Genomic DNA, 13954 nt, shown 5'->3' on the forward strand with positions numbered 1-13954 from the left:
GTGGAAAAAGGCACAAATATGGAAGGCGCTGTGGAGACCGCTGAAGAAACCGCACCCGCAACAGCCCAGGTCCTGGACGGCATCAAAGCCGCCAAGGAGATCAAGGCCGAGCTGGCAGGCCGCATCCAGGTCCTGAAGGATGAACACGGAATCACTCCGGGGCTGGCAACCGTACTGGTGGGCGACGACCCTGCCAGCCACTCCTACGTGGGCGGCAAGCATAAGGACTGCGCGCAGGTGGGCATCAACTCCATCCGCCGCGACCTGCCGGAAGACATCAGCCAGGAAGAGCTGGAAAAGGTCATTGATGAGCTGAACGAGGACCCGGCGGTCACGGGCTACATTGTCCAGCTCCCATTGCCCAAGCACCTGGACACCAACGCCATCCTGGAGCGCATCGCCCCGGAGAAGGACGCCGACGGGCTGCACCCGGTGAACCTGGGCCGGCTGGTGCTCAACGTTTCAGATCCCATGACGTCCCCGCTGCCGTGCACCCCGCACGGCATCGTGCAGCTGCTGGTCCGCAACGGACTGGTGCTGACCGGTAAGAACGTACTGGTGATCGGCCGGGGCGTGACCGTTGGCCGGCCGCTGGGCCTGCTGCTGACCCGCCGCCAGATCAACGCCACGGTCACCCTCGCCCACACCGGCACCGTAAACCTGCCGGAACTGCTCGCCGAAGCCGACGTAGTGGTAGCCGCTGCCGGCTTCCCCGGCATGATCAAGGCCGCCGAGCTCAAGCCCGGCGCAATCGTCCTGGATGTCGGCGTCACCCGCGTTACCGACCCGGAAACCGGCAAGACCACCCTGAGCGGCGACGTCGAAAAGGATGCCATGAGCGTCGCTTCCTGGATGTCGCCGAACCCGGGCGGCGTGGGACCGATGACCCGGGCCATGCTGCTGGCCAATGTGGTTGAAGCTGCGGAGCGCACCGCAGGAATCCTCCCGGCCGCGTAAGCCACCACTCCGGACACACGCAGGCCCGTCCTCCCGCAACGGAGGGCGGGCCTGCGTGTGTCCCCGGGCACCCTGCACTATGATTGCCGGGTGCCGCAGATCACAACCTCCTCTTCTCCCGCCGTGAGCGGCTTCCAGGGCCCGGTCATCGCCGCGTCGAACCTCACCAAGTCCTACGGGGACTTCACCGCCGTTGACGGAATCAGCTTCGAAGTTCCGGCAGGGGAGTCCTTCGGGCTCCTGGGCCCCAACGGCGCCGGGAAATCCACCACCATGAAGATGATCGGCGGAGTCTCCCGCCGCACCTCCGGCGAGCTGGCGATCATGGGCCTGGACCCCAACACCAATGGACCCGAAGTCCGGGCACACCTGGGTGTGGTCCCGCAGCAGGACAACCTGGACGAGGAGCTGCGGGTACGGGACAACCTGCTTGCCTATGGACGCTACTTCGGGCTGCCCAAGAGCTACCTGCAGCCCAAAGCGGACGAACTGCTGGAGTTCGCGCAGCTGACGGACAAGGCCAAGGCACGGGTGGACGATCTCTCAGGCGGCATGAAGCGGCGCCTGACGATTGCCCGCTCACTCATCAACGATCCCAAGATCCTGCTGCTGGACGAACCCACCACCGGATTGGACCCGCAGGCCCGCCACATTCTCTGGGACCGGCTCTTCCGGCTCAAGGAAGCCGGCGTCACGCTGATCCTGACCACCCACTACATGGACGAGGCCGAGCAGCTCTGTGACCGGCTGATTGTGGTGGACAAGGGCACCATCATGGCCGAAGGGTCACCGGCAGCCCTGATCCGAGCGCATTCCTCCCGTGAAGTGGTGGAACTTCGTTTCGGTTCCGAGCGCAACACAACGGTGGCCGCGGAGCTGGATGGAATCGGGGAGCGCATTGAGACACTGCCGGACAGGGTGTTGATCTACGCGAACGACGGCGAAGCGGCACTGGAGGCGGTCAGCGCCCGCGGACTGCGCCCCATCACCTCCCTGGTGCGGCGTTCCTCGCTGGAGGACGTGTTCCTTCGCCTCACCGGCAGGAGCCTCGTTGACTGAGCAGCGCACCCACGCAGTGCTGGGGCTGCGGTCCCCGCTCACGCCCGAAGAAACCGCCCGCAGGGCCCGCCGCTTCGGAGCCTTCTACTATGCAGAGCACTGGCTGCGCCGGATGCGCGGCTACGGGATCACGGTGCTGGTCACTGCCGTCGGAACCCCGCTTGTCTACCTCTTTGGCATGGGAATCGGACTGGCTTCACTGGTGGACACCGGGACCAACGCGGCGTTCGAAGCCGGAAACGGCACCTCCGTTTCCTACCTGATGTTCGTAGCGCCCGCACTGCTGGCGACGGCGGCAATCATGGTCTCCAGCGAGGAAAACACCTACACGGTGATGTCCGGCTTCAAATGGCGGCGGACCTACTACGGTCCCAATGCCTCGCCGCTGTCCAGCGGCCAGCTGGTGGACGGGCACGTGCTCGGGCTCGGCGTCCGGCTGCTGATCACCTGCGGTGCCTACTTCGGCTTCCTCCTGCTGTTCGGCGCAGCCGGCAATCCGGCCACCGCGTGGCTGATGATCTTCACGGCCATCCTGGGCGGGCTTTCGTTCGGCCTGCCGTTGATGGCGTACAGCGCGTCCATCACCGAGGACCGCGGGCAGTTCGCGATGGTGCAGCGGTTCATCGTCATGCCGCTGTTCCTGTTCTCCGGAACTTTCTTCCCGCTGGACACCCTGCCGCTGGTGATCCGGTGGATCGGCTGGATCTCACCGCTGTGGCACGCCACGGAGCTGGGCCGGCTGTTCAGCTACGGCCTTGGTGAGCCGGTTCTCCTGACCGTGGTGCACGTGGCCTACCTGCTGGTACTCGCAGCGGGCGGCTGGATCCTGGCACGGCGGACGTTCACCCGGAGGCTGGGCAAATGAGCACTGAACACCGTACCGGCTCTGAACACCGTACCGGCTCTGAACACCGTACCGGCTCTGAACACCGTACCGGCGCAGCGGCGTCGGACTTCCTGGCTCCCGGGTCACCGGCGCTGGCAGGGAACCGCTTCCTGGGTTCGCTGTACGCCAGAAACATCCGCGCCGTTTTTGCCCGCGGGCTGAAAGCCACGTGGGGAACCAACTGGTCCATCATGATCAGCGGGTTCGTCGAACCCGTGCTGTACCTCCTCGCCATGGGGATCGGACTGGGCGCGCTGATCGGCACCGTCACCGGCCCGGGCGGGGAACAGATCAGCTACGCCGCGTACATCGCGCCGGCGCTGCTGGCTGTATCCGCCATGAACGGCGCGGTTTACGACTCCACCATGAACGTGTTCTTCAAACTGAACTACGCCAAGCTTTACGAGGGGATGCTGGCCACCTCGCTGGGCCCGCTCGACGTCGCACTCGGCGAAATCCTGCTGGCGCTGCTGCGCGGGGCCATGTACGCCACCGGCTTTACCGCCGTCATGGCCGCCATGGGACTGGTGACCTCCCCGGTGGCGCTGCTGATGATTCCGGCCGCCGTGGTGGTGGCCTTTGGGTTCGCGTCCTTCGGGATGGCGATCACCAGCTACATGAAGACCTTCCAGCAGCTGGACTGGGTCAACTTCGTCATGCTGCCCATGTTCCTGTTCTCCGCCACGTTCTACCCGCTCAGCGTCTACCCGCAGGCCGTGCAGTGGATCATTCAGGCACTGCCGCTGTGGCACGGCGTGGAGATGCTGCGCCAAATCAGTGCGGGAGCCTTCAGCCTGGCTACTGCCGGGCACCTGCTCTACTTTGTGGTGATGATCGGGATCGGCCTGATTGTCACGACCCGGCGGCTCGAAGCACTGTTCCAGAAGTAGGGCCTGTGCCGGTTCCCGGCCTAGGGCGTGCGGACGCGGGCAGCCAGGGCGGCCTGCAGCCGGGATTCAACGCCGAGCTTCGCCAGCACCCGGGAAACGTGGGTCTTGACGGTTGTTTCCGAGATGCCCAGTTTGCGGGCGATCCGGACGTTGCTCAGGCCTTCGGCCAGGCAGTCCAGGACTTCCTCTTCCCGGGATGTCAGCTCCAGCTCCGGTGCCGCAGGCTGGGCCGGAACAACCTGCGCGCCAGGAGCGGCACGTTCCCTTCCGGAGACAAACGCATCCACCAGCCGGCCGGCGACCTCCGGGGCAATCACTGTGCCGCCGTCGTGGACCCGGCGCAGCGCCGTCGTGATTTCCGCCGGTTCTGCCGTCTTGAGCAGGAACCCTGCCGCGCCTGCGGAGAGAACGCCAAACAGGTAGGAATCGTGGTCGAAGGTGGTCAGGGCGACGACTCTGGCCAGGCCGGCGGCAGCAATCTCGCTGGTGGCCTGGACCCCGTCGACCACGGGCATCCGCAGGTCCATCAGCACAATGTCCGGGCGCAGCGCACTGGCCATCCGCACGGCAGTGGCGCCGTCGGCTGCCTCGCCAACCACCTCGAAACCGGGCTCGGTCTCCAGCACCATGCGCATGCCCAGCCGGATCGCGGCATGGTCGTCCGCCAGCAGTACCCGAATGTCCCCGCTCATACCTTTGTTCCTCCTGCGCTGACGCTGTTCTGATGGGGTTCCGGTGCCGCCTCCGGCACAGTGACCGGGAGCAGTGCTTCAACCTTCCATCCGGTGCCTTCTGCCGAGGGACCCGCAGCCGCCCGGCCGCCAAGCTGCTCGGCGCGTGCCAGTATGCTGGGCAGCCCGGTGCCCGTGCCCGGTCCTGCGCCGGGGGCCGCAGGCGTGGCCCCCGGGACGGCATTCCCGCCGTCGTCCTCCACCACCAGCCGGAGCCCGCCCGGAACACGCTCCAGCAGCATGCTGACCCGGGCTTGGTCCGTATGGCGTGCAGTGTTGACCAGCGCTTCCACGGCGATCCGGTAGACAGCCGCCTGCACGGGGGAGGGCAGCTCGCCGCTGACCCGATTGCTCCAGTCGATGTTCATTCCAGCTGCCCGGTGTCCTGCAACAACGGCGTCGAGGTCCTGGACACTGCCGGCCAGCGCCCGGGGGACACCGGTACTGAGGGTGCGGATCATTCCGTTCAGCTCCTCCAGGCCCTTTACGCTTTCCTGCCGCACATGAGCCAGCACCTCGACGGGCAGCGAGCTGCCCTGCGGGCTGCGCAGTGCTGCTCCGGACTGCAGGGCAATAGCCGAGAGCCGCGAGGAGAGGACATCATGCAGTTCCCTGGCCATGTCCTGCCGCTCGGCTGCCAGTGCAAGCTCGTGTTCGCGGGCGGCAAGACGCTCCTGGTCCCGTGCGGCTGCGCGGATGGCGGCTGCCCGGGCACTCTCGCTCCTGGCCAGCTGGCCCGCCTTGCGCAGGTTGGAGGCCCACTCTGCCGGGAGCAGCAGAATCATGCCGGTGAGCAGGATGACGGTGACACCGTCGCGGAGGTTGGCCGTGAGTACCCACACCGTCAGGCCGGAGGCGCCGCAGAGCACCAGGACGCTGACCTCCGCGGCGCGGGCTGCCCGGGCGGAGCCGAACAGCACCAGGGAAAAGACAGCTTCGAAGATGAGGAACAACCCCACCGTGCTGTTGGCCAGGACCAGGGGCACCGCAGCGGCGATGCAGACGGGTACCATCACGGCCGTCCGTATGCGGCGGAACAGGACGGCGCCACAGCCAATGACGGTCAGCACCGGCCACCACGGTTCCAGCTGCGGGACCGCCGGGGATCCGGTGGCGGTCAGGTCCAGGGAATGCAGCAGCCACGCAAGGGCAGCGTAGGCAAGCGCCAGCAGGACGTCCTCGCGCCGGATCCTGCGGGCAGGGGCAGCCTGGCCCAGGGAGAGGTTCATGACTCCATCCTGACGTGGGCATTGCCTGCGGCCAAGCACGTTCCGGTGCTGTGGCACCAAAGAATGACCCCGGCTACACCGAAGGCCGGATTCCAGCCCGCCGGATCCGCGGAAGAGTGTTGGTCATGACTCCGGAAACCCTGGCCCAGCTCGGCGTACTTGCACTGGTAGACAGCACCAGCATCGGCACCCTAGTGATTCCTGTATGGCTCCTGATGCGGCGGGATGCCGGAAGGACCACCGGGAAGGTGGCGGTTTACCTCGGCGCCGTCGGGGTGTTCTATTTCATCGTGGGGCTGCTGCTGCTCTCCGGAGCCAGCGGACTGGGCCAGATGATGGGCGGGGGGATAAGTACGCTGCTGGAAGTCCCGGCGGTGCAGGCCGTAATGATTGCCGCCGGCGCAGGCATGCTGCTCTGGTCCTTCAAGGACAGCTTAAAGAAGCCCGGCACCGAACCCGGGGCTGCCGGGCCGCAGGCGGCGCCGGGCTTCGCCCCAAACGCGGCGGGTGGCGGTGACCCACAAGCCGGCAGCGCCCGGGCTACGGCCGTGCTCCAGCGCTCGCAGGCAACTGAGCGCCGCTGGCAGCACCGCATCGGCAAGGCCCTGGACACCCGGGGCGGACTTTTGGGACTCGCACTCCTGGCCGGCCTCCTGGAACTGCCCACCATGCTGCCCTACCTGGCGGCCGTAGGCCTGGTGACCTCATCGGGGACAGGCTGGACCATGTCCGCCGGGGTACTGGGACTGTACTGCCTGGTGATGCTGCTTCCTGCAGCCGTGCTGCTGACCGCACGGGGGCTGCTGGGACGGCGCCTGGACGGACCGCTGGAACGGCTGCGGGCCTGGCTGTCCAAGGCAGCGGGTGAAGCGGTGCTCTGGATCGTGGGGATCGTCGGGTTCCTGATGCTCCGCGCAGGACTGGCCGGGCTGTTCCCCGGTGCTGCCTGGAATCCTTTTGGCGGCTAGTCCCGGTATCCGAGTGCGGCACGGAACGCCTGCGCGACTCGGTCACTGAACAGCACGAACTCAACCCGTTCAATGCCTGTTCCCGGATGGTCTCTAACTGCCTGCAGGGCTGTGCGGGCGACGTCGTTCGCGTCCCAGCCGTAGACCCCGGCACTGATGGCGGGGAAGGCAATGGTCGCGGCCCCGAGTTCCTCGGCCACGGCCAGGCTGTTGGCGAAGGCCTGGCGCAGCAGTTCCGGATCAGTCTGGCCTGCGTTGGCATTGGGGCCCACGGTGTGGATCACCCAGCGGGCTGGAAGATCGAAGGCTTCCGTGGCAACCGCCTGTCCCACCGGCAGCCCGTCCGGATAGTCGGTCTTCCGCAGGGCACGGCAGGCCTCGAGCAGCTGCCTCCCGGCCGCCCGGTGGATCGCGCCGTCCACTCCGCCGCCGCCCAGCAAAGACGAGTTGGCGGCGTTGACCACTGCGTCGACGTCGCGCGTTGTAATGTCTCCCTGCACCAGCTCAATATCCATTGGCCCAGCCTTCCAGCGCAGCCGCGCGCCGGCAACCCGCCCGTCCCTGTCCCGAACCCTGTCATCGAGATGGCAGAAAAAGCTCTTTTCGGCCCCGAAACGGGCCGTAACTGTTATCTCGTTTCGCCGTGGGGGTAAGTCGGAAGGAGACACTCCGAAAATTTGAGAGAATGAGCTTATGCAGTCCATCCGTAACGGCAAGACGCCGTCAGCAAGCAATCCCGGCCGGGGTATCAGCCGCCAGATGGCCACGATCGGGACCACTGTCATGGTCTTCGTGTTCATTGTTGCCGTGCTTTTCGCCGCTAATGAGAACGACGTCGTTGGCTGGCTGGTGGTGATCATCTCCCTGGGCTGGCTGCTGCTGTTCGCATTTGTTGTCTTCAGCATCCGCGGCGCGGCCCGCAAGGCCGGCGCCAAGCTCGCCCAGGCACAGGACTCACTGAACCGTGCGTCCGGCGCAGCCCCGTCCGTGGAGGTCATGGATGAGGCGACCCTCATCCGCGACGAGAAGCTTGATCACAGCTTCAAGATCATCCAGGTCCAGTCCAAGGTGATCCGCGACAACCTCGGCACCGACGCTGACCAGGTTGCCCGCGCCATCGAGACCATCGAGATCACGGCGCACAACGCCCGCGGAATGATGAAGAAGGACGACGGCGGTCCGGTCGAAGGCACTGTAGTCGACTAGGCAGCACGGAAGAGCGCATCATTACGCGCCCGGCGGCACCGCCGGAAACGAAAGCTACTGAGGGGTAAGGTATTTGGCGTGAGCATGGAATCGACTGGGGACTCCAGCCCTGAAAGCGGATCGTCAACACTGAGGATCGCAACCGTCAACGTCAACGGCATCCGGGCCGCATACAAGCGCGGCATGGCAGAGTGGCTCGCCGAGCGCGGCGTAGACATCCTGTGCCTCCAGGAAGTGCGGGCTCCCGACGCGATTGTCCGCGAGCTCCTGGGCAGCGACTGGCACATTCTGCACGCCGAGGCAGAGGCCAAGGGCCGCGCCGGTGTGGCGATCGTCTCCCGCGCAGAGCCGGTTGCCGTGCGGCAACACATCGGAGAGGACTACTTCGCCCTCTCCGGACGCTGGGTGGAAGCAGACTTCAAGATCCCGGTCGACGGCGAGGAAAAGCTGCTTACCGTGGTCAGCGCCTATGTGCACTCCGGCGAAGCCGGAACCCCGAAACAGGATGACAAGTACCGCTTCCTGGACGTCATGGCGGCCCGGCTGCCGGTGCTCGCGGCCACCAGCGACTACGCCCTGATCGTGGGAGACCTCAACGTAGGCCACACCACCCTGGACATCAAGAACTGGAAGGGCAACGTAAAGCGTGCAGGGTTCCTGCCCGAAGAGCGTGAGTACTTCGACCGGTTCTTCGGCGACGAGATCGGCTACGTGGACGTAGCCCGCAAGCTTGCCGGAGAAGTGCCCGGTCCCTACACCTGGTGGTCCTGGCGTGGACAGGCCTTCGATAACGACGCCGGCTGGCGCATCGATTACCACATGGCCACTCCCGCCCTCGCCGACCGTGCCGTCAGCGCCGTCGTCGACCGTGCAGCTACCTACGACGCCCGTTTCTCCGACCACGCCCCCGTGGTTGTCGACTACAAGTTCTGAGGCAAAACATGACGCAGACACCCGCCCGCCAGCGCATCCTTTCCGGAATGCAGCCCTCCGCGGATTCACTGCACCTGGGCAACTACCTGGGTGCCCTGGTGAACTGGGTGCGCCTGCAGGAGCAGTACGACGCCTACTTCTTCATTCCGGACCTGCACGCGATCACCGTGCCGCAGGACCCGGCGGACCTCCGGCAGCGCACCCGCGTGACCGCTGCGCAGTACATCGCCGGCGGCGTGGACGTGGACAACGCCACCCTGTTCGTCCAGTCCCAGGTTCCCGAACACGCACAGCTTGCCTGGGTGCTGAACTGCCTCACCGGTTTCGGCGAGGCGTCGCGGATGACGCAGTTCAAGGACAAGCAGCAGCGCTTTGGAGCTGACGCCGCCAGCGTTGGCCTGTTCACCTACCCCATCCTGCAGGTTGCGGACATCCTGCTGTACCAGCCCCACGGTGTGCCCGTGGGCGAGGACCAGCGCCAGCACGTGGAACTCAGCCGGGACCTCGCGAAGCGGTTCAACTCCCGCTACGGAGAGACGTTCACGGTGCCGGAAGCCTTCATCCAAAAGGAATCCGCAAAGATCTACGACCTGCAGAACCCTGCGGCAAAGATGTCGAAGTCAGCGGAATCTCCGGCAGGCCTGATTAACCTGCTGGATCCGGACAAGATGATTGCCAAGCGCATCAAGTCCGCCGTGACTGACGACGGCACGGAGATCCGGTTCGACCGGGACACCAAGCCCGGCATCTCAAACCTGCTCTCCATCTACTCACTGATCAGCGGCCGAACCATCGACACACTGGTGAAGGAGTACGAAGGCAAGATGTACGGACACCTGAAGGTTGACCTGGCAGAAGTTGTTACCGAGCACATCCGTCCCATCCGGGAGCGGGCCCTGGCGCTGCTGGATGATCCGGCGGAGCTGGACCGGCTGCTGGCCAAGGGCGCGCTGAAAGCCCGGGAAACGGCGTCGGCTACACTTGCCGATGTGTACGAGAAGATCGGTTTCCTCCCACTGGGTTCCACCGCCCGCTAAACGCTCATGGGCTACACGAACTCCACCGTCCAGACCTCATCCGGCGCAGCACGCGGCGGCAGCGGCCGGATGCCCGAAAGCCCTTGCTGGGTGGGGATTGTGATCCCGGTTCCTGAGCCCATGGCCTCGGAGCTCAGGCGTGCCCGGGCCTCCTTCGGGGACCCGATGGCGTCGGTCATCCCAGCCCACATCACGCTGGTGACCACGACGCCGGCACCGGACTGGTCCTCTGCCCTGGAACACGTGCGCGAAGTGACGGCCGCCCAGGCGCCCTTCACCGTGACCCTGCGCGGCGCGGCGTCCTTCCGGCCCGTCACCCCGGTGGTGTACGTGCAGGTAGAGGACGGTTTCCGGGAGTGCTCGAACCTGCACGAACAGCTGCAGTCGGGCCCGCTGGACCACCAGATTCCGTACCCCTACCACCCGCACGTCACCGTGGCCCACGACGTTTCCGAGGCCAGCATGGATAACGCAGTCCAGACTCTGCGGGATTACCGGGCGAGCTTCAGCGTTGACCGGATCGGCGTGTTTGAACACGATCCGCACGGCCTGTGGGTCCTGCGCGAGGAAATGCGCCTGTTGGGCTAGGAACCGCTTTCCCGGGCCTGCCGGAGGTAAAGTCCCGCCCACGCGGCAATGATCTCCGCTGCCCGGGAGGTCTGTTCCCTGTCCGGCATCAGATGGCCGGCGCCTTCCAGCGAGACGAAGCTGCGCGGATGCCGTGCGGCATTGAAGATCTCCGACGCGTTCTCGATTCCCACGGTCTCATCGGTGGGGGAGTGCATCACCAGCAGCGGCAGATCGAGGGACTCGATGCATCCGCGCAGGTCATGGCTGTGCAGGTCTTCCACCAGGTTGTGGCGGATGGTCAGGGTACGCCCGCCCAGCTCGACGTCGGCCTCTCCCCGGGCGGCGATTGTCTCCAGCTCATCTTCGAACAGGTGGGCTACGTGGGAGGGCCGGAACGGGGCGCCGATGGTCACGAGTGCGGCCAGGGAGTCTTCGCCGGGCGCGGCCGCGAGGGCAGCGGCACCGCCAAGGGAATGGCCGATCAGCAGGCTCGGCGGCCGGCCGGAGGAACGCAGGAAATCCATGGCGTTGTGCAGATCGGCAACCTTGGTAGTGAACGATCCGTCCTCCCAGGAGCCGGTCGAACGGCCCAGCCCGGCGGCGTCGTAACGCAGTACACCAATGCCGCGCTCCGCCAGCGCCTTGGAGATGCGGGAGGCAGCGGCGCTGTTCTTCCCGAGGGCAAAACCATGGCAGAATACGGCCCAGCCGAGGGCATTCCCGTCCGGAACGTCCAGGGTGCCGGCAAGGGTGGTGCCGTTGACGCCGGGGAAGGTTACAGATTCGAACTCTGGCATGGAACAACCCTATCTGCTGCCTGCACGGTTCCCGGGAAGGATAAAAGGGCGCGGGCACGCAAAAGGCGGAGGACCCGGAAGTGAATCCGGTTCCTCCGCCTTGTGAAGCGGGCTAAGCCGCTGAACTAGATGGAGCGGTTCAGGATGGCCTGCTTGACCTCGGAGATGGCCTTGGTGACCTGGATGCCGCGGGGGCATGCTTCCGAGCAGTTGAAGGTGGTGCGGCAGCGCCACACGCCTTCCTTGTCGTTCAGGATTTCAAGGCGCATGTCTCCGGCGTCGTCACGCGAGTCGAAGATGAAGCGGTGTGCGTTCACGATCGCGGCCGGGCCGAAGTACTGTCCGTCGGTCCAGAAGACGGGGCAGGAGGACGTGCAGGCAGCGCAGAGGATGCACTTGGTGGTGTCGTCGAAACGTTCGCGGTCCTCGGCGGACTGCAGGCGTTCCTTCGTCGGCTCGTGGCCCTTGGAGACCAGGAAGGGCATGATCTCGCGGTAGGACTGGAAGAACGGTTCCATGTCCACGATCAGGTCCTTTTCCACCGGCAGGCCCTTGATGGGCTCAACGAGGATGGGCTTGGAGGTGTCCAGGTCCTTCAGCAGGGTCTTGCAGGCCAGGCGGTTGCGGCCGTTGATGCGCATGGCATCGGAGCCGCAGACGCCGTGGGCGCAGGAACGGCGGAAGGAAACGGTGCCGTCATGCTCCCACTTGACCTTGTGCAGGGCATCCAGCACACGGTCCGTACCGTACATGGTCAGCGTCCACTCGTCCCAGTGAGCCTCGTCAGAGATCTCCGGGTTGTAGCGGCGTACCTTCAGCGTGATGTCGAAGGAGGGGATTTCACCGGCAGTTGATTCGGCCAGGTCAATCTTCGAGGCCGGCTCAGCGACTTCCGTTGTCATTAGTACTTCCTCACCATCGGCTCGTAGCGCGTGAAAATAACCGGCTTGGTATCGAGCCGGATGCCGGCCGTGTGCTCGGCGTTGTCGGCCTCATCGACCTTGTAGGCCATGGAGTGCAGCATGAACTTCTCGTCATCGCGCTCCGGGAAGTCCTCACGGAAGTGGCCGCCGCGCGATTCCTCGCGGTGCAGGGCTGCCACGGACATGACCTTGGCCAGTTCCAGGAGGAAACCAAGCTCTACGGCTTCGAGCAGGTCAAGGTTGAAGCGCTTGCCCTTGTCCTGCACGTTGATCTTCTTGTAGCGCTCTTCCAGGTCGGCAATGTCGGAGAGCGTCTTCTGGATCGTCTCGGCCGTACGGAACACCTGCATGTTGGCATCCATGGTGTTCTGCAGGTCGCGGCGGATTTCGGAAACGCGCTCGGTGCCTTCGGAGTTGCGGACAACATCCAGCAGGGCGATCGTGTCTGCTTCCGGATCTTCGGGCAGGTCAACGAAGTCGGCCTGCAGCGCGTACTCGGCGGCGTAGATGCCGGCGCGCTTGCCGAACACGTTGATGTCCAGCAGGGAGTTGGTGCCTAGGCGGTTGGAGCCGTGGACTGACACGCAGGCAACCTCGCCGGCAGCGTACAGGCCGGGGATCACGGTGTCGTTGTCCTGGAGGACCTCGGCCTTGATGTTGGTCGGGATGCCGCCCATGACGTAGTGCGCCGTCGGGAAGACGGGGACCGGCTCGGTGTACGGCTCCACACCCAGGTAGGTGCGGGCGAACTCGGTGATGTCCGGGAGCTTGGCGTCGATGTGCGCCGGCTCCAGGTGCGTCAGGTCCAGCAGGACGTAGTCCTTGTTCGGGCCGCAGCCGCGGCCTTCACGGACTTCGTTGGCCATTGAACGGGCCACGATGTCACGCGGAGCGAGGTCCTTGATGGTGGGAGCGTAGCGCTCCATGAAGCGCTCACCCTCGGAGTTGCGCAGGATCGCGCCTTCGCCGCGGGCAGCTTCGGAGAGCAGGATGCCCAGGCCGGCCAGGCCGGTCGGGTGGAACTGGATGAACTCCATGTCCTCCAGCGGGATGCCCTTGCGGAACGCGATGCCCATGCCGTCACCGGTGAGGGTGTGGGCGTTGGAGGTGGTCTTGAAGACCTTGCCGGCGCCGCCGGAGGCGAAGACCACGGACTTGGCCTGGAACACGTGCAGTTCACCGGTGGCGAGGTCGTAGGACACGACGCCGGCAACACGCTTCTGGCCGAAGCTGTCTTCAACAGTCAGCAGGTCCAGGACGTAGTACTCGTTGTAGAACTCAACGTTGTGCTTGACGCAGTTTTGGTACAGCGTCTGCAGGATCATGTGGCCGGTGCGGTCTGCTGCGTAGCAGGCGCGGCGGACGGGGGCCTTGCCGTGGTCACGGGTGTGGCCGCCGAAACGCCGCTGGTCGATCCGGCCTTCAGGCGTGCGGTTAAAGGGCAGGCCCATCTTTTCCAGGTCCAGCACGGCGTCGATGGCTTCCTTCGCCATGACCTCGGCGGCATCCTGGTCTACCAGGTAGTCACCGCCCTTGACGGTGTCAAAGGTGTGCCATTCCCAGTTGTCTTCTTCTACGTTGGCCAGTGCTGCGCACATGCCGCCCTGCGCTGCTCCGGTGTGGGAACGCGTGGGGTACAGCTTGGTCAGTACCGCCGTCCGTGCGCGCTGTCCGGATTCGATGGCGGCACGCATACCGGCGCCGCCGGCGCCGACAATGACGACGTCGTACTTATGGACCTGCATACCAGATGCTCTTTCTGTTGAAA

General features: G+C 65.4%; 15 protein-coding genes. 9 read left to right on the forward strand and 6 right to left on the reverse strand.

All coding sequences use genetic code 11. From position 1 onward, the window contains the following. The first annotated feature begins 18 nt into the window (after nucleotides 1–18). From TVC13_RS07785 to TVC13_RS07800, 4 genes are all read left to right on the forward strand, one after another. Nucleotides 19–957: a bifunctional methylenetetrahydrofolate dehydrogenase/methenyltetrahydrofolate cyclohydrolase gene (locus TVC13_RS07785; protein WP_422400679.1), complete on the forward strand. Its 939-nt coding sequence runs from the start codon at nucleotides 19–21 to the stop codon at nucleotides 955–957. 90 nt (nucleotides 958–1047) lie between these two features. Continuing rightward, the gene (locus TVC13_RS07790; RefSeq protein WP_422400651.1) at nucleotides 1048–2016 is read left to right on the forward strand and encodes an ABC transporter ATP-binding protein; all 969 of its coding nucleotides are present in this window, start codon (nucleotides 1048–1050) and stop codon (nucleotides 2014–2016) included. Then, a complete protein-coding gene (locus tag TVC13_RS07795; RefSeq protein ID WP_422400652.1) occupies nucleotides 2009–2881 on the forward strand; it encodes an ABC transporter permease in 873 nt (290 codons plus the stop codon). Before TVC13_RS07790 ends, TVC13_RS07795 begins: the two co-directional genes overlap by 8 nt. Beyond that, nucleotides 2878–3792 (forward strand): ABC transporter permease, encoded by a 915-nt coding sequence (locus TVC13_RS07800; RefSeq protein WP_422400653.1) that lies wholly within the window; start codon nucleotides 2878–2880, stop codon nucleotides 3790–3792. The genes TVC13_RS07795 and TVC13_RS07800 overlap by 4 nt, the downstream gene beginning before the upstream one ends. Nucleotides 3793–3812: 20 nt before the next feature. On the opposite strand, the gene TVC13_RS07805 is transcribed toward TVC13_RS07800, so the two are convergent. Both TVC13_RS07805 and TVC13_RS07810 read right to left on the reverse strand, forming a co-directional pair. Beyond that, nucleotides 3813–4484, reverse strand: coding sequence for a response regulator (locus TVC13_RS07805; RefSeq protein WP_422400654.1), 672 nt, complete (start codon nucleotides 4482–4484; stop codon nucleotides 3813–3815). After that, nucleotides 4481–5752, reverse strand: a complete 1272-nt coding sequence (locus TVC13_RS07810; RefSeq protein ID WP_422400655.1) for a sensor histidine kinase — start codon at nucleotides 5750–5752, stop codon at nucleotides 4481–4483. Before TVC13_RS07810 ends, TVC13_RS07805 begins: the two co-directional genes overlap by 4 nt. Before the next feature lie 125 nt (nucleotides 5753–5877). Between TVC13_RS07810 and TVC13_RS07815 the strand changes: the two genes are divergently transcribed. Beyond that, the gene (locus TVC13_RS07815; protein WP_422400656.1) at nucleotides 5878–6720 is read left to right on the forward strand and encodes a GAP family protein; all 843 of its coding nucleotides are present in this window, start codon (nucleotides 5878–5880) and stop codon (nucleotides 6718–6720) included. Here the strand turns inward: TVC13_RS07815 and TVC13_RS07820 are convergent. Next, nucleotides 6717–7235, reverse strand: a complete 519-nt coding sequence (locus tag TVC13_RS07820) for an O-acetyl-ADP-ribose deacetylase (RefSeq protein ID WP_422400657.1) — start codon at nucleotides 7233–7235, stop codon at nucleotides 6717–6719. The genes TVC13_RS07815 and TVC13_RS07820 overlap by 4 nt on opposite strands. Before the next feature lie 178 nt (nucleotides 7236–7413). Here TVC13_RS07820 and TVC13_RS07825 point away from each other — a divergent pair, with 178 nt between their 5' ends. From TVC13_RS07825 to TVC13_RS07840, 4 genes are all read left to right on the forward strand, one after another. Continuing rightward, nucleotides 7414–7926 (forward strand): hypothetical protein, encoded by a 513-nt coding sequence (locus tag TVC13_RS07825; protein ID WP_422400658.1) that lies wholly within the window; start codon nucleotides 7414–7416, stop codon nucleotides 7924–7926. A gap of 84 nt (nucleotides 7927–8010) precedes the next feature. Then, nucleotides 8011–8859: an exodeoxyribonuclease III gene (locus TVC13_RS07830; RefSeq protein ID WP_422400680.1), complete on the forward strand. Its 849-nt coding sequence runs from the start codon at nucleotides 8011–8013 to the stop codon at nucleotides 8857–8859. Between the two features lie 8 nt (nucleotides 8860–8867). After that, on the forward strand, nucleotides 8868–9896 hold the full coding sequence (gene trpS / locus TVC13_RS07835; RefSeq protein ID WP_422400659.1) for a tryptophan--tRNA ligase: 1029 nt from the start codon (nucleotides 8868–8870) through the stop codon (nucleotides 9894–9896). 6 nt (nucleotides 9897–9902) lie between these two features. Next, nucleotides 9903–10484, forward strand: a complete 582-nt coding sequence (locus TVC13_RS07840; protein WP_422400660.1) for a 2'-5' RNA ligase family protein — start codon at nucleotides 9903–9905, stop codon at nucleotides 10482–10484. Here the strand turns inward: TVC13_RS07840 and TVC13_RS07845 are convergent. The 3 genes from TVC13_RS07845 to sdhA all read right to left on the reverse strand — a co-directional run bounded on the left by TVC13_RS07845 (nucleotide 10481) and on the right by sdhA (nucleotide 13931). Beyond that, nucleotides 10481–11263: an alpha/beta hydrolase gene (locus TVC13_RS07845; protein ID WP_422400661.1), complete on the reverse strand. Its 783-nt coding sequence runs from the start codon at nucleotides 11261–11263 to the stop codon at nucleotides 10481–10483. The genes TVC13_RS07840 and TVC13_RS07845 overlap by 4 nt on opposite strands. 125 nt (nucleotides 11264–11388) lie before the next feature. Next, nucleotides 11389–12165: a succinate dehydrogenase iron-sulfur subunit gene (locus TVC13_RS07850; protein ID WP_152228750.1), complete on the reverse strand. Its 777-nt coding sequence runs from the start codon at nucleotides 12163–12165 to the stop codon at nucleotides 11389–11391. Next, nucleotides 12165–13931 (reverse strand): succinate dehydrogenase flavoprotein subunit, encoded by a 1767-nt coding sequence (gene sdhA, locus TVC13_RS07855; RefSeq protein WP_152228749.1) that lies wholly within the window; start codon nucleotides 13929–13931, stop codon nucleotides 12165–12167. The genes TVC13_RS07850 and sdhA overlap by 1 nt, the downstream gene beginning before the upstream one ends. Between the last annotated feature and the right edge of the window lie 23 nt (nucleotides 13932–13954).

Origin of the sequence: Arthrobacter sp. 3Tela_A, from assembly GCF_049311025.1 — a bacterium.
Classification (GTDB): Bacteria; Actinomycetota; Actinomycetes; order Actinomycetales; family Micrococcaceae; genus Arthrobacter_B.